Here is a 26280-nt window from a genome sequence, read left to right as displayed (position 1 = left end):
CTGTCACACCTCACAGGCCCGGCCGTGGTAAGTGCCACGGCCGGGCCCCGTGATCCGCCGGTCAGCGCAGGGAGAGCGCCTTGCGGATGGTGGTGAACAGCTCGGTCTGGTCGGTCACCCCGAGCACACGCTCCGCGAGCGGTCCCTGGGCCGCGATGCGCACCTCGGTACCGGTGTGCTCCTGGGACTTGCCCGGCGTGTTGGTGGAGTAGTTGACCTTCAGCTGCTGTCCCTCGTCGGTGACGAGGGTGGAGGACAGCCCGGGCGGGGTCGCCTCCAGGGGCACGATCTGGCTGCTGTGCCCGTGGTCGGCGGTGGTGACGACCAGCGTGTCGGGGTGCTTGTCGGCGTAGGCGCGGGCGGCCTTCACCGCGCGGTCGAAGGCCGCGGTCTCGCCGATCTGCCCGCAGGGGTCGGCGGCGTGGTCGCGCTTGTCGATGGAGGCGCCCTCGACCTGGAGGAAGAAACCGTTCTTCTTGCCCCTTCGGTCCTCCAGCAGCTGGATCGCCCGGCGCGTCTGCTCCTCGAGGCTCGGCGTACCGGGCGTGCGCTCGGGGTTCTTCGTCACGCAGCGCTGCGGCTCGGTGCCGCCGACGGCGGCGGCCTTGCCGGTCCACTCGACGGGCACGTTGCCGGGGGCGAACAGCCCCAGGACGGGCTTGCCGGAACGCGCCGTCTGCAGGCCCTTCGCGTCGGAGACGACCTGGTAGCCGAGCTTCTGCGCCTGCTGGGTGACGGTGAGCCCCTTGTACTTGCCCTCGGTGATCTTCTGGTCGAAGCGCTGCCGGCCGCCGCCCAGGAGCACGTCCACCTTGTGGTTCACGCTCTGCTCGGCGATCGAGCCGGGGCCGCCCTTGGCGACGGTGTCGGACGGGCACGCCTTCATGTCGGCGGGTCCCTGGCAGCTGCGGTCGGTGACGTGCGAGGCGAGGACGGCCGGGGTGGCGTCCGTGAGCTCGGCGGTGGTGACGCTGCCGGTCGCGAGCCCCTTCTTCTGCGCGAGCTCGAGGATCGTGGTCATCGGCTTGTCGGTGCCGGGCGTCTTGGATATCCGGCCGTTGACGGTCTTGCGGCCGGTGGCCCAGCCGGTGCCGCTCGCGGCGGAGTCGGTGACGTAGTCCGGCTTCCCGTTCTTGTCGACCGAGTACGTCGTGTACGCGCCCGTCATGGGGAACTTGTCCATGTTCAGGCGGCCCGCCGCGCCCACGGTGTAGTCGCGGGCCAGGGTGATCTCCGAGTCGCCCATGCCGTCGCCGATGAGCAGGATGACGTTCTTGGCCTTCGCGGCCGCCCTGCCGGTGCTCGCCGCGTCCCCTTGAGAGGTGGCCGCTTGAGAGGTGGCAGCGGCCGGTACGGCGACACCCGCGACGATCAGCGCGGCGGCGCCCCAGGCGAGACGACGGCGGCCGAACGGACGAGAACCCATGGTGCATTACCTCCTCGGTGAGCCCGGCGCGGTGCCAGGCGCAAAGAGTTCACCAAGGGGTGATGTATGGGTGATGTACCGCCATGCAACGGCGGATGACCGTGAGGCTACCGGGAGTTGTCCGCTGCGGCGGCGGTCGTCTCGGGGGCGTTCTCGTCCTTCATGGCCTTGGTCTCGCTCTTGAGAATGCGCATGGACTTGCCGAGCGCACGGGCGGTGTCGGGCAGCTTCTTCGACCCGAACACGACGACCAGGACGAGCACGACGACGAGGATGTGCCAGGGCTCCAGGAGGTTGCGGAGCACGGCGTCCCCACCTTTCTGTTCCGGATCGGCTCCGGATCGATGCGTGAACGTTTCGCCCCACCTTACTTGCTAGATTGCGCAATCGGACAACCAAAAGTTCTGGTCGTCCGTCTATACAGACGGAAACGAAAAGGTGGATCAGGGGAGCTGATGGGGGCGGGCATATGACGGGCAAACGGCGGGGCGATCGTGAGCGTCGCCGTGGGCGCAAGTTCGGCATCGTCGCGATCTCGTTCGTGGTGCTGCTGACGGCCGGGCTCGGGTGGATCTACCTCCAGCTCAACGGCAACATCAACACGTTCGACGCGGGCGGTCTCTCCAAGAACCGCCCCGAGGCCAATGCCGCGGGGAAAAACGTTCTTGTCATCGGCTCGGACTCGCGTTCCGGCGACAACAAGAAGCTGGGCGGCGGCACGGACGACGTGGGCCGCTCGGACACCGCGTTCCTGCTGCACGTCTACGGTGACGGCGAGCACGCCGTCGGCGTCTCCATTCCCCGGGACACGCTCGTGGACATCCCGTCGTGCAAACTCCCCAACGGGAGTTGGACGAACGGATCGAGCAACGCCATGTTCAACTCGGCCTTCTCCGTGGGCAACACGGCTGCGGGCAACCCGGCCTGCACCCAGAACACGGTCGAGAAACTCACCGGGCTGCGGGTGGACCACACCGTCGTCGTGGACTTCGCCGGCTTCTCCTCCATGACCTCCGCCGTGGGCGGGGTCGACGTGTGCGTGCCGAAGGACATCTACGAGGGCGACCTCAACCCCAACCTCGGCCACCAGGGCGACCTCCTCTTCCGCAAGGGCCAGCAGTCCGTCTCGGGTCAGAAGGCCCTGGACTATGTGCGGGTCAGGCACGGCATAGGCGACGGCTCCGACATAGGCCGCATACAGCGGCAGCAGGCGTTCGTCTCCTCCCTGATCAAGAAGGTGAAGTCGCAGGGCTTCGACCCGACCACGCTCCTGCCCCTCGCCAACGCGGCCACCAAGTCGATGACCGTCGACCCCGGGCTCGGCTCGGCCGACAAGCTCCTCTCGTTCGCGATGTCGATGAAGGACATCGATCTGCACAACATCAAGTTCGTGACGATGCCGTGGCGCTACGAGGGTGCCCGCGTGGCCGTCGTCCAGCCCGACGCGGACCAGCTGTGGGCCTCGCTCCGCGCGGACCGCACGGTCGACGGCAAGGACGCGGGCGAGAAGGGCAAGGGTAAGGACAAGGCTTCTCCGTCAGCACCGTCCAAGCCCGTGTCCGGCGCGGGCGTACGCGTCTCCGTCGCCAACGGCACGACAGTCAGCGGCCTGGCCGCCCGCGGCGCCGGCCTGCTCCAGGGGCACGGCTACACCGTGACCGGCACCTCCACGGCCGCCGGGCACGACGACTCCACCACGGTGATCGAATTCGGCTCCGGTGAGTCGGACCACGCCCAGGAGCTGGCCAAACTCTTCCCCGGCTCGTTCGTGCGGGGCACGGCCGACAAGGGCATCTCGATCACCCTCGGCCGTGACTACGCGAACGCCCCCTCGGCCGGGTCCTCGCCGTCGCCGTCCGCTTCGTCGCCGTCTTCCGTACCCTCGGAGGTGGCCGACAAGGCCAGGTCGGCGGATGACAACCCGTGCTCCAACCTCTCGTATGGGTAACGGGAGGGGTGCGGGGAACCGTGTGCTCGGGTGTTCCGTTGTCCAGGTAAAAGCAGAGTAAGTTCCGTGATCTTGATGAGTAAAGGCTCCGTCCCTCCCTCTCCGAGGAGAAGTTCCATGTCCGTCGTCCCCCGGGCACTGCCCAGGCCGCTGGCGGCCCTGTTCGCCGGGCTGGCCGCAGCCCTGTTGGTGCTGGCCGGAGCGGTGACGTACGCGCCTGCCGCCCATGCCGCGACCGGCCTCAGCGAGGCTGCCGACCAGCTGAAGAAGAGCCCGGTCTATGTCGACCCCAGGGCCTCGTCGCAGCTGTCGAAGTCCGATGCGGACGAGCTCGCGAAGAAGATCAAGGATGCGGGCAAGCCGGTGTTTGTGGCCGTGCTGCCGAACGCTCCCGAGTTCCCGCAGCAGACGGTCCTCCGCGACCTGCGGAACGAGGTCGGCATCTCCGGTGTCTACCTGATTCGTCTCGGTGACAAGTTCAACGCCGGCGCCGACCCGAGGGTGATGTCCAACAACGCGATCACCAACCTCAAGGGCGACGTCAAGCGGAACCATGGCAGCAGTGCCAAGGACGAGCTGAACGCGTTCGTCGACGGTGCCGACAAGACGGCCAAGGGACACGCCCCCGGTTCGTGGGGCGGCTCGGACTCCGGCAGCTCCGCGGCCGGGCTGGCCATCGGCGGTGCGGTCGTGGTCGCCGGTGGTGCGGGTGCGTACGCGCTCTACCGCCGGAGCAAGAAGAAGAGGGAAGAGCGGGAGCGCGCGGAGCTCGAGGCCCTGCGCGTCGTGGTCGACGAGGACATCACCGCCTTCGGCGAGGAGCTCGACCGGCTGGACTTCTCCCCGTCCGAGCCCGGTGCGACCGATGCCATGCGCAAGGACTACGAGCAGGCCCTCGACTCGTACGAGGAGGCCAAGTCCCGGATGGCGGCGGCGAAGAAGCCGCAGGATGTCACTCCCGTGACCGAGTCGCTGGATGCGGGCCGCTTCGCCCTCGCGACGCTGACGGCTCGCCGTACGGGGGCGCCGCTGCCGGAGCGCCGGGTGCCGTGCTTCTTCGACCCGCGCCACGGGCCGTCCATCCAGGACGTGCAGTGGGCGCCCCCGGGCGGGGCGCTGCGGACCGTGCCGGCCTGCCAGGCGGATGCGGCGCGGGTGGCGCAGGGTGCGGAGCCGATGTCCCGTACGGTGCAGACCGACTACGGCCCCCAGCCGTACTGGAACGCCGGTCCGGCGTACGGCCCTTGGGCCGGCGGCTACTTCGGCGGCGGCATGCTGCCGGGCCTCCTCATCGGCACGGCCCTCGGCAGCATGCTGAGCTCTCCGGCGTACGCGGCTCCCGCGTACGGCGACATGGGTAACAGCGGCCCGGAGGGCGGCGACTTCAGCGGTTCCGACTTCAACGCCAGTGACTTCGGCGGCGGTTGGGGCGACGGTGGCGGCGGCTTCGGCGGCGGCGACAGCGGTGGCGGCTTCGGCGGGGGCGACTGGTAGTAGCGGTCACTCGCCGTGTGGGGCGGGGTCGGGGTGCGGAAGGCGCCCCGGCCCCGCCCTTTCTCCGTTTCCCAGGATCAAACGCCGGACGACTACAAGCCCGCGGTCTTCGGGGTCCCAGCCGTCCACAGCAACGGCTTCGGCCGCTTACCCGACTCGAGCTCCACATGCCCGGCGGCGTTGAGCGCCGCTCGCAAGGTCGCCCTGACGCGTTGCTTGGCCGCCGGACCGGTGATACGCCGAAACGGCTTCATCTCCACCACTTTGGGCGCTCCTCGGCAAGCTTCGCCCGTTCGATCAACTTTGGCACGTCCGACCTTCCACGCGTGCACTACACCATCTGCTCGCGCCGCGCGGCGTTCCCGGCGGCGATACCTCGTTCTGCTCGTCGATCGCCTCGAACATCGCTTATAGCTGTCCGACACCGAGTCGGTCGAGGCGGAAGTTCCTGAGGTGCGGCTTCAGGTGTACGCAGACGTGAGAGTCGTATCCGTTGTTCGTCATGCCCCTTGTCCTCTTCGATGCGCGCCACGTGTCGAGCCCATTCCCCTGAGGCCATCTTGCCGTCCAGCGGCTCGAAAGTGATCACGTCGAGATCAGCATGGAGAGGGAAAAGGGGTGATACTGCTTCGACGGGCATACGCCTGAATCAAAGTACCGTCCCGCATTAGCCAAAAGTCACCGAGGCGGGACGCAAGAATCTAAACCGCGATCCTCAGCAGCCCTTCGATGCGCCGACTTCAAGGATCGCAGGATGCTCCCATTCTTCCTAGATGCCCTGGCTCCAGTTCGGTGGGACACACATCGGGCTGTCCGATTTATCAATGTTCCGGTGGAGCCATACTCGGCGATTACACTCGTTGTCTATGAAAGTGATAGGCCCCGAAGGGAAGTTCCATTCGCGAGCCACGCAAGGGTAGTGGTGGGTGTAGTCGTGATCGTCGTACGTTGCAATGCCCCCCTGCACCCGGGGTCTTTCCTGCGCTTGGGAATGGAGGGCAACCGCCTGAGACGGTACCGCAACCGCCGGGCACTCTTTCTGGCGATGCCCGGGAATGAATCGCCACACAAAGGTCTGAGTGCAATAGAAGCCATAGGGGTATTCTATGAGGGAATGAAAACTCGTTAGACTGAAGTGGTGGGCCAACTTCCAATTCGAGTGCGCCCTAAATGTGTCTTGCCAGCCAGGATGGTCCTAGGGTTTAAGTAGCCTATCGAGGTGTTCGGTGTGAAAACTTGCAGCCTTCTGATCTGAGGCGATGAGACGTCTGTGGCAAAATTACTTCGGATCAGGTAAGGAGTAATCCCGATGTAGTCCAGGGGCAGTTACAGTCGTCTTCGATGAGCCGGTCCAAGCTCGATGCTTCGTAGCGGCCCGCCGATCGCGCGAGGCAGGCGCCTGGTGTCAACGTTACGGTCCTGGTGACTCGTTGATGCAGGTCAAGGCTTGTTCGTGCAGGGCTACGCAAAGGTCGAGTGCGGACTTCATTGGCAGGAGAAGGGGTGTTCTGCTCGGCTCCGGATCGACGGGGGGATGGATTCACCTTTCGGCCAAACGGTCATGAATGCGCCAAAAATTTAGATGACATTGCTTTGCTGTATTTGATCAATAAGCTTGTATTGCATCATGAGTGGCGAGTGGCAACGTAGGTCGCATCCTCTAATTCCTAAGGGGAAAGCTGTGTTCAGACGACTGGCAGTAGCCCTGGGGGCCTTGGCTCTCGCTTCGTCCACACTGGTCGGGGTGGCTCACGGCTCGGAAAACAAGGGAAGCGTGTTGGGCTGCAATAATCACTCGTGGTCGAACGGTGGACGGAAACAAAGATCGCGGGATTCCGGTACACGTGGGCCCCCACGGGAATTGCGCTCTCGAAGGCGAGACGGAGCAGCCGGCGAAGTTTGTGCTGCATTGTTACGTAGAGAACGAGTCTCACAACACCTGGACGCATGTACTGGCTGATGACAGTCATGGATGGATGGAGGGATGGGTGTTCGACGGGTATCTCTCTGGTGGCGGCAGCTTCAAGAAGTGTTGATCGCCGTCTGACGCTCTCGCGTAGTTCTAGCCCGGTGATCCGATCGCCGCCGTAAAGCGACTGGATCACCGGGCTTTCCGTGGAGCGTTTACCGATTCGACTTCGGTAAACAGAGCTGCAGTCCGCCATAAGTGCCTGAAGGCGCGGGACCTCAAGTTGACGGATATGCGGTCGCCCATTTCCCCCAAGGGGTTAGTGGGCTACGGGCCAACTCTGTGCAGCGACGTTCTGTTTCCGAAAGTTCCTCGTTCTGTGCTCGTGCCAAGAACTCAAGGCTGCCTCCTTCGGCGATGTACGCGCGAAGGGCCCCCTCGCTTGCGCCCTGGATGCGGGACACCAAGCGATCGAAATCGCGAAAGGCCGCAACCCAATCACTTTGCTTAGGTGGTGGATCTCCGGGATCGCGTGAGTTGATCCGCGTGCGAAGCATCGCGGTGATCCAAAGGCAGCTATCGAGTACTTCCGCCATGAGTCGCGCGTCGTCGCCGACCGCTTCAGCTTCAAGTCGGGTCAAAGCTATATTGATCTTCAGCCCGCCGCTGGGGTCATCCTCTTGCTCGTAGGAGACAGCCATTGGCGTCCCTCCCAAGGCTCGATCACGGACTTTGATGGTACGAAGGATGCAACCAGTCCTCAACTGGTTGAGTCTCGCCAAGTGGCGTATTGCGTACCGGACTTAGTGGTGGCTCTGGCAGGAGCGTGATTCGTCGAGTGGAGGGCGTGTGCGGTACGAAGTCCTCACGAAGTGGCCGTCTTGCCACTTCCTTGACCGCTCTCGACTGGAGCCGAGAACAGTCAAGGAAGTGTCTCCAGCATCAACACCCTCGGCGCGGCACAGCCCTGGTCGCTCACCATGACGGCAGGACAGCCGGGGTCGTGTCTGCTGGGGGCGGGAAGCCTGCCCCGGCTGCCCCCATCCTGACCTGTCAGGGACGGGCTAAGTAGATGCTGAGGGTGCGGTCAGTCCAGGAGCATGGCGCGCCAGAATCGGGTGATGTTCTCGCGGTAGCCGGTGTGGGAGGGATTGCGACCGGAGTGCTGGAAAGCCCAGTTACGGGCGTTCTCGAAGTCGCCGCTTGCCTCCGAGGTGGCATTGCATGTGGTGCACTCCAACTCGTGGATGACCGGCGGTGCCTCCGGTGCCGTCTCCGGCCCAATCGTCCAGTCGGCGAACCGGATCACGGTGTGTGCGCTCACTGCGACCACCACCTACCGGAGTTGGCCGCCTGTACCTTCGCGCTCAGCCGCTCCTTGTCGGTGGCCGGACGTACGTCGCCGGGGCGGGCATCCCACTCCAACCCGCCCTTGGCCGGGCGGAGTTGGAGGGTTCTCGTTTGCGGGTCGTAGTCCATCACTTGCCCGATCCGGTCCCGGGCCGTGTCCACCACGAACGATCCCGTCTCGGGCAGCGCGTTGCTGTCGGTGCTCATCGAACCGCCTCCCCACCGCGAGGCTGACGGGGCCGGATGTCGATCCCGTGCGCCGTCACCCACAACGTGCACTCAGAGCTACGGCCGTTGTCCACCGGCCAGTCAGGCAAGCGCGGAGACTTCGGTGCCAGGCGCAGGGACGGGGCGGGTCGCCCCTGTGGCGCGTCGGCGGCGAGACAGGTGTGCGCGTCCGGGCCGAAACCGTCTGGCCGGAAGGCTGCCCTCGCCCACGCGAGGCATCGAAGGATAAGGTCATGCATTGCTTGGCGCTCCAATCCAGCGTCGGGCCACGCCCCCGGACCGCTAGCACGGTTGCGGGGGTCCATGCTGAGTGCATCGTGCCGACATAGCGAGGCCGGAACTATCAGACCTCACTGATAGCTCCGGCCAGCGGTTGACGTTCAGCGATCGCTACATGCCAAGCCAAGCCCCGTAGTTGCTGAAAGTGTCCGGCATTCGCCGCTTCGCGGATTCGAGTCCCGCGTATGTCTCGCGCACCGTCGGGTGGTACCTGGTCTGCTGTGGCGCCAGCTTCCGCGCAAGCTGCAAATTCCTGAACGCCGAGTCCGTGTGCCCCGTCCACATTTGCGCCCGGGCCAACTCGGCATAGTGGTGGGCCATCCGTGACGGTGGCCATCCATCGGGAATCATCATGTCCTTGGCCGCTTGAACGGCTTCCGGATATTGATCGAGTTCCGCGAGGACGCTCACACGGTGTACGCCAACGTTGGTCGGCCCGAACGACAACCAGTGCACTTTCTCGGCGGGGCCGGTGCGTTCCGCGATTCGCTGCGCCTCGCTGAGATGCCCCTCGGCGGTGTCCTGATCCTTGTCGCGACCTGCCAGCACCGCTGCGCCCAGGTGGAGTTGACCGGTGACGACGTCACGGACGTGGCCCGGGTCGGTCTGTTCCAAGAGGGACATGCCCATGTGGACGAGCCGCTTGCCCGTCCGGTAGTCGCTGGCGCGCAGGTAGGCCAGCGCGCGGAGGTACTGCCGCATCCCGCTGAGGACCGGATCCGAAGCACGTTGAGCGGCCCAGTCCATCCGGTCCAGCGCAACCGTACACAGGTCGGGGAAGCCGAGCTTCGTCGTTACGTCGTAGGCGGTGCGGTAGGCGCCGGCAAGAAGTCGCCAGTTCCGGTCGTCCGGGCAGGTATGGGCCGTCGTGGTGGCTTCGTGGATCAGCGTAGGAAGTTCTGAGGCAACCTGTTTGATGTTCGTAGCGCGGACGAGAGCGCAGAGCTTCTCTGTTTGTGCCTCGAGTTCGTCAATTGGGCGGGGGGAAACGTCCGGGTCGGGGCCGAGGTCGTATACGTTCAGCGCTTCGCGGATCGGTTGAATCAGTGCATCGAGCTGATCTTTCCTTAGCTCGTCGAGGTACGGCTGTCCGTTCAATTCGGCCACGGATACCGAGAGGGCGCGGGCCAGAGCGCCGATGACGGAAGGGCTTGCAGGGACGACACCCTGCTCCACCTTGGTCAGGGTGCTGTATGACACGTTTGAGAGGTCAGCCAGTTCGCGTTGGGTCAGCCGGCGGACCTTGCGGGCATGCGCAATGCGTGCGCCGGAGTGGTCACCAACGTGCGTGGGCATACTGTTCTCCGTTCTGCATCGACACGAGGACGGTACCCCTGGCACATCGCAGGGGGACAGCGCAACGGCCCTTCGGGCGAGGGCCGTTGCGCTGCCGCACTGGAACGACGCCCAGGGTCGGCCCCCCGCCGTACCCCGCAACGTCAGGGCCCTGCAGGCTGCGGGTGTCACCATCCTGCTTGGCGACGGCGGATTCGTCCCGCACAAGCCGAGGCAGGGCAGCCTCGACGCCTGCCCCTGGAACGCAGCCATCGACGCTCTGCCGAGGTAGGCCATTCGAAGTCCGTGCTGCCTGCGGGCAAGACAGAGACTCCGCGCCTAACACGCCTGCGTGCGCCAGTACTTTCGGGTGCTCAGTGCCCACGATTGGGTGCAGTGGAGCGGAGCCCAGCGTCGAGAGGAGAACCTGTGATCGAACGAGTCTGCTGGGAAGAACTCCCCGCCGAACTGTGCAGCACAGTGGAGGGACATGCAGGTCGGGTGATCGCGTCGGAGATTGTCGCCGAGGGGCTCAACTGCTCCGCTGCCCTGGTCCTTACCACGGAACACAGCGAACGCCTGTTCTTCAAGGGCGTTCGTGAAACGGACGTTGAAGCCGTCGCGGCACTTGACTACGAGGCGCGTATCAACGGCGCAGTGCAGGAAGTCTGTCCCGCAGTCCGCCACCGCTTCCGGGCCGGCGGGTGGTCCTGTCTCGCCTTCGCGTTTATCGATGGTCGGCATGCTGACCTTGGCCCCGGAACGAGTGATCTGGCAGCCGTGGCGTCCGCTCTACAGCCCATGCAGGCGTTCAGCGGTCCCGCCTTCCCTGTCCCGCCCCTCTCTGACCGGTTCGCGCCGTTCCTGCTCCCCGGTGAGGCCGAGTGCCTGAACGGCTCAAGTCTGCTCCACACTGACACCAACCCGCACAACATCTTGATCGACAACCACGACGGCGCGGCCTACATCGTGGACTGGGCCATGTCGGCAACCGGCCCCGCATGGGTAGACCTGGCATGCACGGCCGTACGGCTCATGGAATGCGGGCAGACACCCGGTGCTGCGCTGGCTTGGCTGAGTGGGTTCACCAGTTGGCAGTACGCCGACCCGAAGTCGGTCGAGACATTCGTGAACGTCACATGCCGACGCTGGACAGCAAAGGTCGGCGAACAAGCCGCGAAGTCGAGCAACACCAGGTTTCGGCACCTGCTCGACTTCGAGCGCGAAGCAGTTTGATGCTGAGACCGGGGCAGGGGCACTCTTCTCACCCCGCCCGACGGTCGTACCACGCCCGCGCTGCCGCCAATCCCACCCCCGTACAGCGCCAGCACAACCCCCAACAGCCCGTAGTACTCCATCGGCAACGCCGACAACGACAACACCGGCCCCAGCGGCGAAAGCGGCAGCAGCATCACCATCGCCTGCGTCAGCAGGTTCTCCGTGAACCACCCGGCGTGGAACGCGACCTGCCCCTGCTCCTCGCCCAACGACCGTACGGCCAGGGCCAGTACGGCGAACGTCGCCAGGTCAGCGGCAGCGTTCAGCACGCCGAAGCCCGTCACGAACCGCGCGAGCGCGCGCGGGCGCAGGACCATCGGGCGCCGCCTCGCCGCGAAGATCCGCCTCGTCCAGACCAACATCAAGAAACTCGTTGTAAACAACTCAAAGTGATACGAACAGGATCACGCGACACTAGGCGGTCATTGGGGGTTTTCGCGTTTTCCTCAACTGTCGCTGTCAAGTTCCCGAAGAGCAGCGGAAATCATCGCTCGCACTTCTTGCCCGTACACCGCCGACTGTTTGAGCATCGAGAACGCCCGCTTGTAAAGCGTGATCTCTCTTGGTTGTGTGACCGTGAGTTCAGCGGAGTACGTTTCGACCACAACCAAGCGGTCGTCGAACATGCTGAATGGGTTACCTGGCCAAATGAGTTGCTGCGCCCTGCGCGGAATGATGCCCAGACTCAGGCGTGGGAGGCTCATTACAGCCAGGAGTCGATCCAGCTGTCCGCGCATCGCATCTGGGCCACCGAAGTTGGTGTATAGGGCTTGTTCTCCAAGGATGACGCTAAATCTACGCTGTCCCTGATACAGGTACTGCTGTCGTTGCATGCGCAACGCGACAGCTTCGTCCGTATCGTCAGGAATTTGCAGGAAGTTGATGACCTGTCGAAAGGTTGCTGCCGCGTAGTCCGCCGTCTGCAGGGTCCCCCACACTACGGCGGGGTGGTAGATACGGAATATCGATGTCTTCTCATACAGAGATAGTGAACGCTTTTGGGGGGTCTTGGCCCCGGAGGTGAACATACGCCGCCATTCCATCCACATGGCTTCAATGTGGCGGGCGGTGGCGATCAGGTCGGGAACTTGGTCCTCTGCCGCAACGATGCGGCACCAGGTTCGAATGTCGTCCTCGCTGGCGTTCTGTTTGCCGTGTTCGATCCGGGAGACCTTGGACAGGTGCCAGCCGGCAGCATTGGCCAGCGCCCGGCCTGTGAGCCTCGCATCTCTGCGGAGTTCCCTGAGCCGGGCGCCGAGTCCTTCACGTGCTTGTTGGGCTTGGTGGGACACGGGCGGGAGTCAGCGGCTGTACTCGTCGTAGGGCGTGGCCATCGACCAGAGCTGATCGCGGACCTGGACAGCGTGGCCGACGACGGCTGGATCGGTGGTCAATTCAGCACCCGCGAACCGTCCGTCAGGACGGAAGTGCGTGATGGCGAGTGTCGCACCGTCGAACAGCCACCAGTCATTTCCGTTGGCTGGGAACTCGAACTCTTCGGGGACTCGGTGCCTCGGCAGCCAGCGGATTTCCTCCCCGGCTTCGTGGTTCATCGGCGTCAGTTCGAGCTCCCACCGAATGTAGTCGGTCACCGGCTCCGAGATGACGCGGACGCGACGAACTTTTTTGCCGGATCCAGTGAGCGAGCGAGTCTGTTCGAGCCACGGCAGGAACCATCCGAAGTCGTCAGGCTCTCCCTTGAGCCACTTCGCATATGGGCCGTCCTCGTAGGAGACGCGGTACTCGTCTTTGAGTTCCAGGTGGAACGCGTCTCGTTGAAATTGTGAGAACAGCTCGTCACGTTTCTCGGCCGTGACCAGATCCATCGGCGTTTTCCTCCAGTAGCGCCTTGATTGCTGCCTTGCCGACCTCTGCGCAGTCTTCATGATCCGGAATGCGCATCTGCCCCAGAGTTTCGGCGTCGCTGACGGTCTTCCCCTGCATGATGAAGTTGCCGGCACTCGTGACGTGCGCGATGGGGTGTGCCCAGGTGGCCACCGTTCCGGCTACTCCGTCGTTGATCAGGTGGTTGAACAGGGCGGCGGGCACCTCGACGATCGTTTCTCCGCTGGGAACGTTGAGCTTGCTCGTGATCTCGGAGTCCGTGACCTTCCACCCTTGGACCACGTACGAGTCCCTGTCCGTCGCGTACAAGGTCGGGGATTCCGTGGGGTTGGACTCCTTGCCGAGGAACGTCAGCCGCATGATCGCTCTCCTGTCCGGAGGGTTGCTGTGGTTTGCGGACCTCGACGAGCCTCCAACGTCTGTTTTTTCTCGTCAAGGTGGCGCGCAAACATGCGCAAACTGCTTGGGCGCCAATCAAGTTGCTCCCTACGGTCGACATGACCAGCATGAACACTCATGACGATCCAGGAGCGTCGCCGTGCACAGCACAAGAAGCGAGCAACCCGCACACGCGACTGACGCACCAGAGGTTGGCGCGTTGGTCGTGGACACGCGGAGCGATGCGGTCGGCGTGGTGATGGGCCACGTAGGCCTGTGCCTGCAACTCCGCCCGCCGGGAGGTGGCCGGGAGTGGGACTGCCCCGAGAACAGCGTCCGGCCCGCCAGTACAGCCGACGAACTCCGCGCAAAGGTCCATCAGATGAACACCGAGAGGAGGCCGAAGCGGTGACCACTGAGACGAAGCGCTGCGCTGAGTGTGCCCGGATCAAGGCAGAACGCGCGGCAGCCGTCGAGCGGGGCGACATGAGCAAGGCATCTGATTGCGCGGTGTTGATGGGGCGCCACCTGCGAGAAGCCCACTCGTGACTGTGAAGGCGGTCATGTGACAGGTGCTGCACAGGATCGTGCAGCACCCTGACACTGATGTGACGTTCGAGGCAGAGTGTCTCTGGTGCATCTGGACGGCTCAGCCGTTCACTGGTGGAACAGCAGTGAACGCTTCCCTCTCTCACCCCGCCCGACGGTCGTACCACGCCCGCGCCGCAGCCAACCCCACCCCGTACAGCGCCAGCACAACCCCCAGCAGCCCGTAGTACTCCATCGGCAACGCCGACAACGACAACATCGGACCCAGCGGCGAAAGCGGCAACAGCAGCCCCACAGCCGCGAGCCCAGCCGTCGCAAACCGGATCGGCCCAGGGATGCGGCCCTCCGCCACGCACCGCCCCGACCGCAACAGCAGCATCACCATCGCCTGCGTCAGCAGGTTCTCCGTGAACCACCCGGCGTGGAACGCGACCTGCCCCTGCTCCTCGCCCAACGACCGTACGGCCAGAGCCAGTACGGCGAACGTCGCCAGGTCAGCGGCAGCGTTCAGCACGCCGAAGCCCGTAACGAACCGCGCGAGCGTGCGCGGGCGCAGGACCATCGGGCGCCGCCTCGCCGCCGCCGGCGGGCGGTCGAAGGCGAGGGCGAGCTGGGCGGCGTCGAAGCAGAGGTTCTGGACGAGTACCTGCGCGGGGAGCATCGGCAGGAACGGCAGCATCAGCCCGGCCGCCAGCATGGCGATGACGTTGCCGAAGTTCGACGACAGGGTGATCCGCAGATAGGCGGCGATGTTGCCCGTACTGCGGCGCCCCGCATCCACCGCCCGCTCCAGCGCGGTGAGGTCCTTCGAGGCGAGTACGACATCCGCCGCCTCCCGGGCCACGTCGACGCCCTCGCGCGGGCAGATGCCGACATCCGAACTCTCCAGCGCGGCGAGGTCGTTGACCCCGTCGCCCAGGAAGCCCGTGGCGTGCCCGCCGGCCCGCAGGGACCGGACGATGCGGGCCTTGTGCTCGGGGGTGCAGCGGGCGAAGACGGTCGTACGGTCGGCGAGGGCGGTCAGTTCCGGCTCGCTCATGGCGTCGATGCGGTCGGCGACGATCACGTCGCCCGGGTCCAGGCCCAGTTCGTGGCAGACGCGGGCGGCGGTGCCCGGGTGGTCGCCGGTGAGCACCTTGACGTCGACGCCGCGCCCGGCGAGCGCGGTGAGTGCCTCCGCCGCCGTGGGCGCGACGGCGTCGCGCAGGGTCACGAAGCCGACGAGGGTGAGGTCGCGCTCGTCGATGTGGCTGTACGGCCGGTTGCGGGCGGGCCGTTCGGCGCGGGCCACGGCGAGGACCCGCAGCCCGTCCGCCGCGAGGCCAGCGGCCCGGGCGGCGAGCTGCGAACGCTCCGGGGCGTCGAGGGCGCAGCGCTCCAGGACGTCCTCGGGGGCGCCCTTGACGATCAGGGTGTGGACGAGCGCCGGCCCGAACCGGGGGCTGCCGGTGCGCCGTACGACGGCGGTGGCCAGCCGGCGGCCCGGACCGCACGGCAGGGCGGCGACGCCCTCGTACGCGTCCCAGTCCGCGCCGACGTCCTCGGCGGCGTCGAGGATGGCCTCGTCCAGGGCGTCGGGGGTGGGGAGTTCGGCGAGCTGGAGGGTCCACAGGGCGTTGGCGGCGGCCCAGTGCAGCACCTCGGGGTCGTCGTGGCCGTCCGCGTCGAGGGCGCGGTCGAAGACGGGCCGGTCCTGGGTGAGGGTGCCGGTCTTGTCGACGCACAGGACGTCCATCGCGCCGAGGTCGTGGAGCGCGGGCAGGCGCCGCACGATGACCTCGCCGCCGCGCGCGAGCAGCGCCGCGCCGCGCGCGAGCGCGGAGGTCACCACGACCGGCAGCATCTCGGGCGTCAGCCCGACCGCCACCGCGACGGCGAAGGGCAGCGTCTCCAGCCCCCGCCCGCGCAGCAGCGCGCTCGCGATCAGCACGACCGGCGCGGTGAGCAGCATGAACCGGATCAGCGTCCAGGCGACGCCATTGACGGAGCGGTCGAACGGGCCGGCCGCGCGCCGCCGTTCGAGCGGGTGCGCACGGCCGCCGGAGACGGCACCGGACAGCAGGGTCCGGGACCCGGTGGCGACGACGACCCCGGTGCCGCTGCCGGAGACGACGCTGCTGCCCTGGAAGCACATCTGGGGCCGGTCGAGCCCGGAGGCGTAATCCCCGTCGCCCTGCGCGGACTTGGCGACGGGAGCGGACTCGCCGGTGAGGGCGGCCTGGTGGACGGCCAGGCCCGTCGAGCGCAGCAGACGCAGGTCCGCGGGGACCAGGTCGCCGGGGCCGAGCAGGACGACGTCGCCCGGTACGAGCTGGTCGACGGGGAGTTCACGGGGCGCCGGCGACGAGGCGTCGGTCGCCCGGCGCCGTACGGTCGCGGTGGTGGCGACCAGCTCGCGCAGCACGGCCGTGGCGCGGTCGGCGCGGTGCTCGCCGGCGGACCGCAGCACGCCACTGACCACGACGAGGACGGCGATCACACCGGCGGTGCCCCAGGAGGCGAGGACCGCCGAGATCAGGCCGAGTCCGATGAGGACGGCGGTGAAGGGGTCGCGCAGGCTGCGGGCGAAGCGGCGGGGCCAGGAGTCGGGGCGGTGCTCGGGGAGGACGTTCTCGCCGTGGTGCGCGAGCCGTTCCTCGGCTTGGGCCTCGACCAGGCCGCGCGGGCCGCTGTCGAGCGCGCGCAGCACCTCCAGGGTGGTGCCCGCGGTGCGTAGTACGGTCTGCGGCTCGGCGGGGCCGGTGGCCGCGCCCGCCTCAGGCGCCCAGACCACGGAGGTGTCCGGCGGCGGCGCGGGTGCCGCCGGTCCGCCGGTCGGAGAGCTGGCCGACCATGAGCCGGACGATGGTCACGACATGGGGGTCGTCCACCAGGTACACGACCCGGCGCCCCTCGCGCCGGGACCGCACCAGCCCGGCGAGTTTGAGCTTCGCCAGGTGCTGGCTGATCGCGGGAAGGGCACCGCCGACCCGTTCGGCGAGCCCGCTCACATCGCTCTCGCCCTGGGCCAGGGCCCAGACGAGGTGGAGCCGGGCCGGTGACGCGAGCAGTCCGAAGGCGCCGGCGGCCTCGGCGAGCACCTCCGCCGACGGGTCGTCGAAGCCCCCTTCGAGCTTCTCGAATCTGCCGACGCGTGCCGCCACTGTTGCTCTCCCGTCCCTGTCCGGCATCCCTCGGGCCCGGGAAAAGAGCCCGGGAACGACCCAGTTTAGGCAAAGACGCCGGAACCACTGGGCGAATGCATGATCGACATGTGGCGGCCGTGGGTCACTTCGGCGGCTGATCCCCGAGCGATTCCAGCAGGGTGCGCAGGGAGTCGGCCAACCGGTCGCACTCCTCGCGGTCCATGGAGGCGAGCAGCCGCTCCTGGTTCGCCACGTGCAGGGCGATCAGTTCGTCGATGACGGTGAGGCCGCGCTCGGTGAGCCGGATGCGTACGGTGCGGCGGTCGCCGGCCTCGTCCCGTACCCGCTCGACGAGCCCCTTGGCGGTCAGCCGGTCGATGCGGTTGGTGATCGCGCCGGAGGTGACCAGGACGACGTTGGTGAGGGCGCCGGCGGTCAGCTCGAACGGCGGGCCGCAGCGCCGGAGCGTGGCGAGTACGTCGAACTCCCAGTTCTCCAGCCCGTGCCCGGCGAAGAACTCCTTGAGCTCCCGGTCGAGCATGCGCGAGAGCCGCTGGACGCGGCCGATCACTCCGGTCGACCACACATCGAGGTCGGGCCGCTCGCTGCGCCACTGTCCGATTGCGGAGTCCACTGCGTCGGCCATGGCCGGTCCCCTCTCCTGGAGCCTTAAGAGTCTCAACGTTGAAATATTTGACGTTCGTCTACAGGCCGTGCTGTTATTTCAACGTTGAGATTATCAAGGTAGGGGGAACTTCATGACGTCCACCGTGACCACCACGACCGCCGCCCAGGCAGCCCCGGCCACGGACCGGACCGACCCGGGCGCATCCCTGCGCGACGTGGCCCTCACGGTGCTGGCCCCCGCGAGCTGGGGCACGGTCTACGCCGTCACAGCCGGGCTGCTCCCCGACAACCGCCCGCTGCTCGCCGCGACCCTGCGCGCCCTGCCCGCGGGACTGGTCCTGCTGGCCGCCAACCGCAGGCTGCCGCGCGGCTCGTGGTGGTGGAAGACCGTGGTGCTCGCGGTCCTGAACTTCGGCGCCTTCCTCCCGCTGGTCTTCTTCGCCGCCTACCGACTCCCCGGCGGCGTGGCCGCCACGATCGCGGCCCTCCAGCCGCTGCTCGCCGCGTTCTTCGCCCTGATCGTGCTGCGGCTGCGCACGCCGCGGCCGGTCCTGCTGGCGTCCGTGGTCGGCGCCGGGGGAGTGGCACTGATGACGCTGAGCGGCGGCGCCCGCCTCGACGGGCTGGGCATCGCGGCGATGGTGCTCGCCACCTCGCTGATGGCCTTGTCCATCTCGCTCGCGAAGAAGTGGAACAGCCCCGAGCGCCCCGTGGTGGTGACCGGCTGGCAGCTCACCGTCAGCGGCCTGCTCCTGGCCCCCTTCACCCTGGCCTTCGAGGGCCTGCCCTCCCACCTGACCGGCCACAACATCCTCGGCTACGCCTACATCGGCGTCGTCGCCACCGCGGTCGCCTACCCGCTGTGGTTCCGCGGCGTCGCCCGTATCGCCCCGGCCTCGGTCTCCCTCCTCAGCCTCTTCAACCCGCTCGTCGCCACGGCCGTCGGCTACCTGGCCTTCGGCCAGACGCTCACCCTCCTGCAGGCGTCCGGTCTGGCCGTCGCCCTCCTCGCCGTCGTCGCGGGCCAGTTCATGACCCGCAAGCGCGGCTGACACGTGCGGGGCGGGCGGCCTTCGCCGCGGCGATCGTCACCAGGGCAGCGACCGCCAGCAGGCCGCCCAGCCACAGTGCACCCGACAGCGAGACGGCGTCCACGGCCCGCCCGCCCAGCAATGCCCCCAGCGCGATGGCCACGTTGAACACGGCGACGTACAGCGCCGACGCCGCCTCCCGTGCCCGGGGCGCCGCCGTCAGCAGCCAGGTCTGCGTGCTGACCGACACCCCTCCGTACGCCAGCCCCCACACGACCAGCAGCACGGCCGCCACGGCCGTACCGCCCGCCCCGGACGCGGAGACCGCCGGGACGACCGCGCCCAGCACCGCCGCGATGACCAGCAGCGCGCGCCGCGGGTTGCGCGCCGCGGCCGTCCCGGCAAGGAAGTTGCCGGCCACACCTGCGACGCCGTACGCCAGCATCAGCGCGCTGATCAGCCCGCCGTCCGCCCCCGGCACCCGCTCCAGCGCGGGACGGACGAACGTGTAGCCCGCGAAGTGCCCGCTCACCAGCAGCAGGATGACCACCAGACCCACCCGTATCCGCCCGTCGCCGAGCAGCCCCCGCACGGATCCGAACGACGCCGACTCCTCGCCCGGAAGCGGCGGCAGCAGCAGCGCGAGCGCCGCCGTCGTGACCGCGGCCACCAGGCCGACGGCCGCGAACGAGGCCCGCCAGCCGCCCAGATCACCGATCAGCGCACCCGCCGGCACCCCCAGGACCGAGGCCACCGCGACACCGCTGAAGATCACCGACGTGGCGGGACCGACGGACTTCTCCGGTACGAGCCGCACCGCCAGCCCGGCCGCGACGGCCCACACACCGCCGATGGACACCCCCACCAGCACCCGCAGCCCCACCAGCACCGTGATGTCCGTGGCAACGGCCGACAGGAGGTTGGCCAGCGTCAGCAGCCCCATCAGGCCGGTCAGCACCCACCGCCGGTCGAACCGCCCCGCCGCGCCCGTCACCAGCGGCGCCGCGACGGCCGCCACCAGCCCCGGAACGGTCATGGTCAGCCCCGCCGTTCCGTCCGACACCTTCAGCGCCGCACCGATCGGGCTCAGCAGACCGATCGGCATCATCTCGCTCGTGACCACCGAGAAGGTGCCTGCCATCACCGCGATCACGGCGGGCCAGCCCCCCGAAGTTCCGTTCTTTCCCATGCGTTTCAGCCTCCGCAGCCGCACCCCCGGGAACAACGGCCGATCCCTCACCCTTCTATGAGCGAGGCTTATCGATCTGAGGAGGGGCGCTGCGTGGACCTGCGTGAACTGGAATGCTTCCTGACCCTCGCCGAGGAACTGCACTTCGGCCGCACCGGTGAACGGCTCTACATCTCACAGAGCCGCGTCAGCCAGCTGCTGCGCTCGCTGGAGAGCCGCGTCGGCGCCCGCCTCGTCGACCGCACCAGCCGCCGCGTCGCCCTCACCCCGCTCGGCGAGCGCCTCCTCACCGGGCTGCGCCCCGCGTACGACGCCCTGCGGGCCACCGTCGACGACGCCCGCGCCGCCGCCCGCGGCATCGAGGGCACCCTGCGCGTCGGCTTCCAGGGCACCGCCGACGGCAAGGTGATGACCGCCGTGGAGGTGTTCCAGGACCGACACCCGGGCTGCGCGCTCGAGATGACCGAGGTCCCGCTGTCCGACCCCTTCGGCCCCCTGCGCCGCGGCGACGTCGACGCGGCGATCGTGCTGCTGCCCGTACGGGAGCCGGACCTGTGCCTGGGCCCGGCGTTCTCCCAACAGCCGCAGAGTCTCGCCGTGTCCGTACGGCACCCCTTCGCGCACCGCGCCTCCCTGTCCGCCGAGGACCTCGCGGAGTGCCCGCTCATCGGCGTCGCCGGCGACGCCCCCGGCTACTGGCGCACCGCGCAGGCCCCGTCCGTCACCCCGGGCGGACGGGCCATCCCCGCCGGGCCGTTGGTGACCACCCTCCAGGAGGGCATCACCCTGATCGCCGCCAACCGGGGCGGCATGCTGCTCTGCCGCCCCACCGCCGACTACCACGGCCGCCGCGACATCGCCTTCGTCCCGGTCACGGGGCTCCCCGACTCGGCCCTCGGCCTGGTCCGGCGCCGCGACGCGGACACCGCCCGGGTGCGGGCCTTCGGGGAGGTACTGACGGAGGTGTGCGCGCCGTGACTCAGCGGCCCGCACCCAGGACGACGCCGCGCCCGGCGTAGAACCGCTCGAAATCCGCCCAGGGTACGTGGGCGAACTCCTGTGAATGGCCGGGGAATCCGGACGGATTGTGGAGAACGACATGTTCCGGCGTCGTCCCCACCACCAGCACCAGATGCCCGCCCCGCCCGGGAGGATTCGTGCCGGGTTCCCTGATGGACGGGTGGACGGAGACCACGACCAGGTGTCCCGCGGCAATCTCCCCGGGAATCGCCTCCGCCGGCAACTCCGGCCGGGATTCGGCGAGAAGCCCCCAGCGCCGCTGTACGTAGGCGGCGAACGGCGCGTAGATGAGCCCGTCCACGCGGTCGGCGTGACGGACGTACGCCCCCGCCTCGGCGCATTCCCCGGCGAGGGTGAGCGCCGTGGGCACCGTATGCCCCCAGTGATCGAGTGCCATACGCAGGCAGGCCACACCGCACAGCCGCCAGGACCAGAACTCGTACTCCTCCGGCGTGTCCGCACCTGACTTCTGCCACAGCGGATCGTCGGCGGCCTTGCGCGTGCCGGCGATGAATTCGGGGACGAGGTCCGGCGATTCCCACTGGGCGTAATACGGGACACGGTGGATGATGCCGGTGCTGTTCGTGACCATGAGGCCAGTATGTACGGAACCGCGACGGGACGACGGGCGTCGAACCGTCACCCAAAAGGTATGCCACAGGCGATGGGAGAGACCTCATGACCCGCAAGTCCCTTGCGTCCGCAGGCGCGTTGCTCGCCGGAATCGCGGTGGTCGGCGCCGTGGCGGCGCAAGGATTCGCGTCGGCGGAACCGGACAGGGCAACTCCTGGTGCCCCTGCGGCGGCGCACCAGGTGGAGAACCCCGGCGGCACGGGCTACTGGACGCCCGAGCGGATGCACGACGCACAGCCCGAGCCGATGCCGAAGGCGCCGTAGAGGCGCCGGCCGGCCGACACGCAATGCCACACGCCTCATGACACTGTGTTCCCCTGTAGCTGCGCTCGCAAATGGCCGGACTGAATCCGGGACACCGCGAAATGTGCCCGACCGTCGCCAACTGTCGCTATCCGCACGAAGATGCATTCGCGTTGCGTTCGGAAAGCAGGATTGATAGACATGGCGGCTGTCCTGCCTGCGATCAACTTGGGGGAATTCCGTGGCGACTCCGCCGCCTCAGCAGCCGTACCCGTCCCAGGGTCCGGGCCCGTACCAGACGCCACCGGCGTCGTCGTCGCCTTACCAGGGACAGAACCCCTACCAGCAGCAGCCGGCTCCGCAGCCGCAGGGCAACCCGTACGGACAGCCGACGGCCATGGCCGCCCCCGCGCCCATGCCCGGCGCCGGCCAGGCGGCCTGGCAGGGCGCCCCGCAGCAGATGACGTGCCGCGTGTGCGGCGCATTCCCCGCGGTCGAGGTGAAGGTCCGGGGACACCAGGGCATTCTGATCATGATGCGGTTCCTGCACCTGAAGGGCCCCTTCTGCCGCAATTGCGGAACCGCCGTACTGCGCGACATGACCGGCAAGACGCTGGTGCAGGGTTGGTGGAGCCCCTTTTCCCTGTTCTTCTTCACGCCGTTCACGCTGATCTGGAATCTGGTCGTGAGAGCCAAGATCAAGAAGCTGGCGCCCCCGGCACCGGGGCAGCCGGGGCAGCAATTGGATCCCGGTGCGCCGCTGCTCCGACGGCCCATCGCGCTGGGGCTGTTGATCCCGGTGGCGTATGCGATATTCCTCGCCATCCAGATCGCCCGCGGCTCATAGAGCCGGGGCTCATAGAGTCGCGGCTCGAAGAACCGCGGCTCAAAGAACCGGCTCCCGTTCCCGGCCGGTGAACCCCGGCACGACCAGACCGGACTCGTACGCGATCACCACCGCGTGAGTCCGGTTCTGCGCGCCGAGCTTGGTCAGCACGTTCCCGACGTGCGTCTTCACCGTCTCCAGGCTCACCGTGAGCGACTTGGCGATCTCCGGGTTGGACAGGCCGGTGGCCATCAGCCGCAGCACCTCTTCCTCCCGGTCCGTCAGCGACGCCGTCGGCAACGCCTCGGCGGAGCCCAGCGGGCGGGCCGCGACCATGCGGCGCAGCGCCGCCGGGAAGAGGATCGCTTCCCCCGCCGCCACGACCCGTACCGCCTGGGCGATCTGCGGGACCGGAAGCCGCTTGAGCACGAACCCGGCGGCCCCCGCGCCGAGCGCCGCGGTGACGTAGTCGTCGTTCTCGAAGGTCGTGATCACCACGACCTTCGGCGGTTCGGCCGCCCCAGCCGCTCCGGCCGCCCTAGCCAGCAACTGCCGTGTCGCTTCGATCCCGTTGCAGCGCGGCATCCGCACATCCATCAGGACCACGTCCGGCCGCAGCAGCCGCGCCTGCTCGACCGCTTCGAGGCCGTCGGCGGCCTCCCCGACCACCTCGATCCGCGGCTGCAGCGCGAGCAGTGTGCGCAGACCGCTGCGGGTCACCTCGTCGTCGTCCGCGATCAGGAGGGTGACGGGAGCGCCGGCCGCGCTCGCTTCGGAGGCGATCATGCCGGCAACCGTACCGGCAGCCGGACCGCCAGCCGCCAGTGGTCCGGCCCGTGCGGACCGGACTCGTACTCGCCGTGCAGCAGCCGCACGCGCTCGGCCAGCCCCGGCAGGCCGTGCCCGGAGGTCGGGAAGGCGCCCGGACTCGCGCCCGCCCCGGCCCGGTTGACCACACTGAGCTCCAGCGCGTCCGGCGCGACGGCAACCCGCACCTCGACCGGACCGCCCGCCCCGTGCCGCAGCGCGTTCGTCAGCCCTTCCTGCAGGATCCGGTACGCCGCCCGCGAGAGCGTCCCCTGCACCTGCGCCAACTCGCCCGACAACTCCGGCTCCACCACCGCGCCCGCGTGCCGCAACCGGTCGAGCAGCTCGGGCAGATCGGCCAGGGTCCGGGCCGGCGCCGCCTCCGCCTTCTCCTCGCGCAGTGCTCCCAGTACGTAGTCCAGGTCCTCCAGCGCCGCCCGGGACGACTCCTCGATGCTGCGCAGGGCGGCCCGCGCCGCCACCGGATCGGCGGAGAGCACCTCGCCCGCCACCGCCGCCTGGATCGTGGTCGCGGTCAGCGTGTGTCCGATCGAGTCGTGCAACTCATGGGCCAGACGGTTGCGTTCGGCCAGCTTCAGCTCCCGCTCGGCCGCCAGCGCGAGCTGCTCCGCCTTCGACGGACCCAGCAGCCGGGGAGCCAGCCACCGCACCACCTTCGTCACCGCCACGCACAGAACCGCCGCCGACAGCAGGCAGCAGAGCGCCGCCACCCAGCTCGGCCATCCGTTCTGCGCCCGCACCGTCCAGCCGTGCACGCTCAGTCCCGCCTCGACACCGGCCCAGCCGCCGGGGAGGGTCAGGCCCGCGATGAACAGCAGAATGCTCGTCTGCACCCCCGTCCACCCCAAGGCCACGTGCAGCAGCAGCCACGCAGGAGTCCGCCAACGGTCGCCGCCCCTGCCCACGGGATCCGGCAACGGCACCCCCAGCATCCGGCGGGCGCACGCGATCAGCACCCGCCGCGTAGTGCGGGCCAGCCCGATCACGCCGATCAGGACGGCCCAGACCAGCAAGGTCAGAACGAGCCACACTCCCACCGGAGCGGACGGCCACACCATCGCCGGCAGCGCTGCAAGAGGCAGCAGCGGAAGGCTCGCCACCGCGCAGCAATAGGCGAACAGTGCACCCGAATACGTGGAGCCGCGCAGCAGCGGCCGGATTGCTTTGACCATGATCCGGTCAGTATGGCCCGGATGGTCCACCGGCGGCCTCCCTCGATCGGGGGAGTAATTCCTCCCGCCTTCCCGCGATGTGCGCCAGGGCCCCCGGAAACCAGAATCGGGGCGTGCGAAACAAGAACACCCGAACAGTGCCCCTTCTTGCCACTGCCGGCATCGCGGCGGCTTCCCTCTCGATACTGACGCCCACAACGGCCCTTGCCGCCAAGGAGCTTCCACAGCAGACGCTCAAGTGGCAGCGCTGCGACGCAAATACGCCGGCCGCTCTCCAGTGCGCGACGCTCAAGGTGCCGCTGAACTACCGCGATCCCAATGGCAAGAAGATTGACATCGCGATATCGCGGCTGAGGGCAAGCAGTACGAAGGAACGCCGTGGCGTGCTGTTGCTCAACCCCGGCGGCCCCGGCGGTCAAGGTCTGCATTTGCCTGTCGACCCAGGCATGAGGATCCCCGGGGAAGTGAAGCGGCAGTACGACCTCATCGGCTTCGACCCGAGAGGCACCGGGCGGAGCTCTCCCGTCAACTGCGGTCTGACCATGGACGAACAGAGCGACAGGCCGTACAAGCCCGGGACCTTCGCGAAGGACGTGGAGCTGGCACGCACGATCGCCGGAAAGTGCCGGGCCAGGGCCGGTGACAAGCTGCCGCACCTCACCACCCGCAATTCCGCTCGCGACATGGACGTCATCCGTGCCGTGCTGGGCGAGAAGAAGGTCTCCTACCTGGGGTACTCCTACGGCACCTACCTCGGAGCCGTCTACATGCAGATGTTCCCGCAGCGGGCCGACCGGTTCATCCTGGACAGTGCGACCGACCCCACGCGGATCTACCGGGGAATGTTCCAGGACCAGGCGAAGGTGGCCGAGCAGGCTTTCACGCGATGGACCGAGTGGACCGCCCGGCGGCACGCGGCATACGGACTGGGCGATACCCCGGCCGAAGTCCGCAAGACCTACTGGGATCTGATCGCGCAGGCGAACCACAAGCCCATCCGATTCGAGGGGCGAACCCTCACCGGTGACGGCATCCGCGCCGACAGCCGTACGTTCGTCCACGTCCGGAAAGCCGCCGAATGGATCGTCGGCCTGAAGAACGCGGCCGAGGGCAAAAACCCCGGTCGGGCTGAACAAGCTTCGGAAGCCGACGACAACGACGACAACTACGCCTCCGCCGCCTGGTCCGTCATGTGCGCCGACACCCGCACCTGGTCGCACGACCCCGAGCAGTACCGCCGCGAAGCGATCCGCGACAAGGCCCGGTATCCGCTGTGGGGCGACTTCGGGGCCGCCATCACGCCGTGCGCTTTCTGGCAGCAGGGCAGCGAGCCGCAGACCAGGATCGACAACAAGGTCCCCGCACTGATCACGCAGAACGAGTGGGACTCCCAGACTCCCCTCTCCGCCGCCCGGGCCATGCACCGGGCCCTGCGCGGCTCCCGGATGCTCACCGTCGCCGGCGGGGAGGGACACGGCGTCGTCTTCGCGCCCGACGGCAACTCCTGCGCGGACAAGGCTGCCACGGCCTACCTGACCACGGGCAGGCTCCCGGCCGCGGACCTGACCTGCCGAGTGGCGTAGGGGGCATTGTCAGTGGCCGATGCGACGATCGCTCATGCGACGGG

At 67.9% G+C, this 26280-nt stretch carries 24 protein-coding genes and 1 pseudogene; 8 read left to right on the top strand and 17 right to left on the bottom strand.

Annotated features, from left to right (window positions below; all coding sequences use genetic code 11):
* Positions 1-61 precede the first annotated feature (61 nt).
* Both ACV530_RS08930 and tatA read right to left on the bottom strand, forming a co-directional pair.
* On the bottom strand, positions 62-1426 hold the full coding sequence (locus ACV530_RS08930; RefSeq protein WP_494331748.1) for an alkaline phosphatase: 1365 nt from the start codon (positions 1424-1426) through the stop codon (positions 62-64).
* 107 nt (positions 1427-1533) lie between these two features.
* The gene (gene tatA, locus ACV530_RS08925; RefSeq protein WP_494331747.1) at positions 1534-1731 is read right to left on the bottom strand and encodes a Sec-independent protein translocase subunit TatA; all 198 of its coding nucleotides are present in this window, start codon (positions 1729-1731) and stop codon (positions 1534-1536) included.
* Between the two features lie 164 nt (positions 1732-1895).
* Here tatA and ACV530_RS08920 point away from each other — a divergent pair, with 164 nt between their 5' ends.
* Entirely contained in the window at positions 1896-3374 is a 1479-nt protein-coding gene (locus tag ACV530_RS08920) for an LCP family protein (protein ID WP_494331746.1), read from the top strand.
* Between the two features lie 117 nt (positions 3375-3491).
* Positions 3492-4868, top strand: a complete 1377-nt coding sequence (locus tag ACV530_RS08915) for a hypothetical protein (protein WP_494331745.1) — start codon at positions 3492-3494, stop codon at positions 4866-4868.
* A 2187-nt stretch (positions 4869-7055) separates the two neighbouring features.
* Here ACV530_RS08915 and ACV530_RS08910 read toward each other — a convergent pair.
* The 4 genes from ACV530_RS08910 to ACV530_RS08895 form a co-directional block, all read right to left on the bottom strand.
* Complete coding sequence (locus ACV530_RS08910; protein ID WP_494331744.1) at positions 7056-7478, bottom strand: hypothetical protein; 423 nt, start codon at positions 7476-7478, stop codon at positions 7056-7058.
* Positions 7479-7864: 386 nt separating this feature from the next.
* Positions 7865-8101 (bottom strand): DUF7848 domain-containing protein, encoded by a 237-nt coding sequence (locus tag ACV530_RS08905; protein WP_494331743.1) that lies wholly within the window; start codon positions 8099-8101, stop codon positions 7865-7867.
* Positions 8098-8334, bottom strand: coding sequence for a hypothetical protein (locus ACV530_RS08900; RefSeq protein WP_494331742.1), 237 nt, complete (start codon positions 8332-8334; stop codon positions 8098-8100). The genes ACV530_RS08905 and ACV530_RS08900 overlap by 4 nt, the downstream gene beginning before the upstream one ends.
* A gap of 411 nt (positions 8335-8745) precedes the next feature.
* Complete coding sequence (locus ACV530_RS08895) at positions 8746-9930, bottom strand: helix-turn-helix domain-containing protein (RefSeq protein ID WP_494331741.1); 1185 nt, start codon at positions 9928-9930, stop codon at positions 8746-8748.
* A gap of 408 nt (positions 9931-10338) precedes the next feature.
* Here ACV530_RS08895 and ACV530_RS08890 point away from each other — a divergent pair, with 408 nt between their 5' ends.
* Complete coding sequence (locus tag ACV530_RS08890) at positions 10339-11145, top strand: phosphotransferase (protein WP_494331740.1); 807 nt, start codon at positions 10339-10341, stop codon at positions 11143-11145.
* A gap of 28 nt (positions 11146-11173) precedes the next feature.
* Here ACV530_RS08890 and ACV530_RS08885 read toward each other — a convergent pair.
* From ACV530_RS08885 to ACV530_RS08855, 7 genes and pseudogenes are all read right to left on the bottom strand, one after another.
* Positions 11174-11567 (bottom strand): annotated as a pseudogene (locus ACV530_RS08885) (magnesium-translocating P-type ATPase); the annotation flags it as partial.
* Between the two features lie 66 nt (positions 11568-11633).
* Positions 11634-12479, bottom strand: a complete 846-nt coding sequence (locus tag ACV530_RS08880) for a helix-turn-helix domain-containing protein (protein ID WP_494331739.1) — start codon at positions 12477-12479, stop codon at positions 11634-11636.
* A 9-nt stretch (positions 12480-12488) separates the two neighbouring features.
* The gene (locus ACV530_RS08875) at positions 12489-13013 is read right to left on the bottom strand and encodes a DUF6879 family protein (protein ID WP_494331738.1); all 525 of its coding nucleotides are present in this window, start codon (positions 13011-13013) and stop codon (positions 12489-12491) included.
* Positions 12985-13392: a hypothetical protein gene (locus tag ACV530_RS08870; RefSeq protein WP_494331737.1), complete on the bottom strand. Its 408-nt coding sequence runs from the start codon at positions 13390-13392 to the stop codon at positions 12985-12987. The genes ACV530_RS08875 and ACV530_RS08870 overlap by 29 nt, the downstream gene beginning before the upstream one ends.
* A gap of 709 nt (positions 13393-14101) precedes the next feature.
* A complete protein-coding gene (mgtA, locus tag ACV530_RS08865) occupies positions 14102-16732 on the bottom strand; it encodes a magnesium-translocating P-type ATPase (protein WP_494331736.1) in 2631 nt (876 codons plus the stop codon).
* Positions 16716-17102, bottom strand: coding sequence for an ArsR/SmtB family transcription factor (locus ACV530_RS08860; RefSeq protein ID WP_494331735.1), 387 nt, complete (start codon positions 17100-17102; stop codon positions 16716-16718). The genes mgtA and ACV530_RS08860 overlap by 17 nt, the downstream gene beginning before the upstream one ends.
* 124 nt (positions 17103-17226) lie before the next feature.
* Complete coding sequence (locus tag ACV530_RS08855; protein ID WP_494331734.1) at positions 17227-17730, bottom strand: MarR family winged helix-turn-helix transcriptional regulator; 504 nt, start codon at positions 17728-17730, stop codon at positions 17227-17229.
* Positions 17731-17842: 112 nt separating this feature from the next.
* Here ACV530_RS08855 and ACV530_RS08850 point away from each other — a divergent pair, with 112 nt between their 5' ends.
* Positions 17843-18763, top strand: a complete 921-nt coding sequence (locus tag ACV530_RS08850) for an EamA family transporter (RefSeq protein ID WP_494331733.1) — start codon at positions 17843-17845, stop codon at positions 18761-18763.
* Here ACV530_RS08850 and ACV530_RS08845 read toward each other — a convergent pair.
* Complete coding sequence (locus tag ACV530_RS08845; protein WP_494331732.1) at positions 18741-19931, bottom strand: MFS transporter; 1191 nt, start codon at positions 19929-19931, stop codon at positions 18741-18743. The genes ACV530_RS08850 and ACV530_RS08845 overlap by 23 nt on opposite strands.
* A 57-nt stretch (positions 19932-19988) precedes the next feature.
* Here ACV530_RS08845 and ACV530_RS08840 point away from each other — a divergent pair, with 57 nt between their 5' ends.
* On the top strand, positions 19989-20909 hold the full coding sequence (locus ACV530_RS08840) for a LysR family transcriptional regulator (RefSeq protein WP_494331731.1): 921 nt from the start codon (positions 19989-19991) through the stop codon (positions 20907-20909).
* 1 nt (position 20910) lies between these two features.
* Here ACV530_RS08840 and ACV530_RS08835 read toward each other — a convergent pair whose 3' ends face one another.
* Entirely contained in the window at positions 20911-21543 is a 633-nt protein-coding gene (locus ACV530_RS08835) for a C39 family peptidase (RefSeq protein ID WP_494331730.1), read from the bottom strand.
* Positions 21544-21629: 86 nt separating this feature from the next.
* Here ACV530_RS08835 and ACV530_RS08830 point away from each other — a divergent pair, with 86 nt between their 5' ends.
* Together ACV530_RS08830 and ACV530_RS08825 are read left to right on the top strand one after the other, a co-directional pair.
* Positions 21630-21848 carry a hypothetical protein gene (locus ACV530_RS08830; RefSeq protein WP_494331729.1) on the top strand — a complete coding sequence of 73 codons (219 nt, stop codon included), beginning with the start codon at positions 21630-21632 and terminating at the stop codon, positions 21846-21848.
* Between the two features lie 376 nt (positions 21849-22224).
* A complete protein-coding gene (locus tag ACV530_RS08825; RefSeq protein WP_494331728.1) occupies positions 22225-22674 on the top strand; it encodes a hypothetical protein in 450 nt (149 codons plus the stop codon).
* A gap of 39 nt (positions 22675-22713) precedes the next feature.
* On the opposite strand, the gene ACV530_RS08820 is transcribed toward ACV530_RS08825, so the two are convergent.
* Both ACV530_RS08820 and ACV530_RS08815 read right to left on the bottom strand, forming a co-directional pair.
* Positions 22714-23439, bottom strand: coding sequence for a response regulator transcription factor (locus ACV530_RS08820; protein WP_494331727.1), 726 nt, complete (start codon positions 23437-23439; stop codon positions 22714-22716).
* Positions 23436-24653, bottom strand: a complete 1218-nt coding sequence (locus tag ACV530_RS08815; protein ID WP_494331726.1) for a sensor histidine kinase — start codon at positions 24651-24653, stop codon at positions 23436-23438. The genes ACV530_RS08820 and ACV530_RS08815 overlap by 4 nt, the downstream gene beginning before the upstream one ends.
* A 77-nt stretch (positions 24654-24730) precedes the next feature.
* Here ACV530_RS08815 and ACV530_RS08810 point away from each other — a divergent pair, with 77 nt between their 5' ends.
* Complete coding sequence (locus ACV530_RS08810; protein ID WP_494331725.1) at positions 24731-26236, top strand: alpha/beta hydrolase; 1506 nt, start codon at positions 24731-24733, stop codon at positions 26234-26236.
* Positions 26237-26280: the final 44 nt, after the last annotated feature.

It is taken from the genome of Streptomyces sp. SX-6, assembly GCF_059089585.1.
The sequence above is the reverse complement of the archived record's forward strand: the minus strand, read 5'-3'. Positions and strand labels throughout refer to the sequence as shown.

What these genes read in the sequence shown, in the direction of transcription:
- ACV530_RS08810 (WP_494331725.1), top strand. Translation starts at nt 24,731, where the DNA reads ATGTGCGCCAGGGCCCCCGGAAACCAGAATCGGGGCGTGCGAAACAAG.
- ACV530_RS08825 (WP_494331728.1), top strand. Translation starts at nt 22,225, where the DNA reads ATGGCCGCCCCCGCGCCCATGCCCGGCGCCGGCCAGGCGGCCTGGCAG.
- ACV530_RS08850 (WP_494331733.1), top strand. Translation starts at nt 17,843, where the DNA reads ATGACGTCCACCGTGACCACCACGACCGCCGCCCAGGCAGCCCCGGCC.
- ACV530_RS08900 (WP_494331742.1), bottom strand. Translation starts at nt 8,334, where the DNA reads ATGAGCACCGACAGCAACGCGCTGCCCGAGACGGGATCGTTCGTGGTG.
- ACV530_RS08840 (WP_494331731.1), top strand. Translation starts at nt 19,989, where the DNA reads ATGAGCGAGGCTTATCGATCTGAGGAGGGGCGCTGCGTGGACCTGCGT.
- ACV530_RS08870 (WP_494331737.1), bottom strand. Translation starts at nt 13,392, where the DNA reads ATGCGGCTGACGTTCCTCGGCAAGGAGTCCAACCCCACGGAATCCCCG.
- ACV530_RS08820 (WP_494331727.1), bottom strand. Translation starts at nt 23,439, where the DNA reads ATGATCGCCTCCGAAGCGAGCGCGGCCGGCGCTCCCGTCACCCTCCTG.
- ACV530_RS08910 (WP_494331744.1), bottom strand. Translation starts at nt 7,478, where the DNA reads ATGGCTGTCTCCTACGAGCAAGAGGATGACCCCAGCGGCGGGCTGAAG.
- ACV530_RS08830 (WP_494331729.1), top strand. Translation starts at nt 21,630, where the DNA reads ATGACCCGCAAGTCCCTTGCGTCCGCAGGCGCGTTGCTCGCCGGAATC.
- ACV530_RS08815 (WP_494331726.1), bottom strand. Translation starts at nt 24,653, where the DNA reads ATGGTCAAAGCAATCCGGCCGCTGCTGCGCGGCTCCACGTATTCGGGT.
- ACV530_RS08915 (WP_494331745.1), top strand. Translation starts at nt 3,492, where the DNA reads ATGTCCGTCGTCCCCCGGGCACTGCCCAGGCCGCTGGCGGCCCTGTTC.
- ACV530_RS08855 (WP_494331734.1), bottom strand. Translation starts at nt 17,730, where the DNA reads ATGGCCGACGCAGTGGACTCCGCAATCGGACAGTGGCGCAGCGAGCGG.
- ACV530_RS08875 (WP_494331738.1), bottom strand. Translation starts at nt 13,013, where the DNA reads ATGGATCTGGTCACGGCCGAGAAACGTGACGAGCTGTTCTCACAATTT.
- ACV530_RS08930 (WP_494331748.1), bottom strand. Translation starts at nt 1,426, where the DNA reads ATGGGTTCTCGTCCGTTCGGCCGCCGTCGTCTCGCCTGGGGCGCCGCC.
- ACV530_RS08835 (WP_494331730.1), bottom strand. Translation starts at nt 21,543, where the DNA reads ATGGTCACGAACAGCACCGGCATCATCCACCGTGTCCCGTATTACGCC.
- ACV530_RS08920 (WP_494331746.1), top strand. Translation starts at nt 1,896, where the DNA reads ATGACGGGCAAACGGCGGGGCGATCGTGAGCGTCGCCGTGGGCGCAAG.
- ACV530_RS08895 (WP_494331741.1), bottom strand. Translation starts at nt 9,930, where the DNA reads ATGCCCACGCACGTTGGTGACCACTCCGGCGCACGCATTGCGCATGCC.
- ACV530_RS08845 (WP_494331732.1), bottom strand. Translation starts at nt 19,931, where the DNA reads ATGGGAAAGAACGGAACTTCGGGGGGCTGGCCCGCCGTGATCGCGGTG.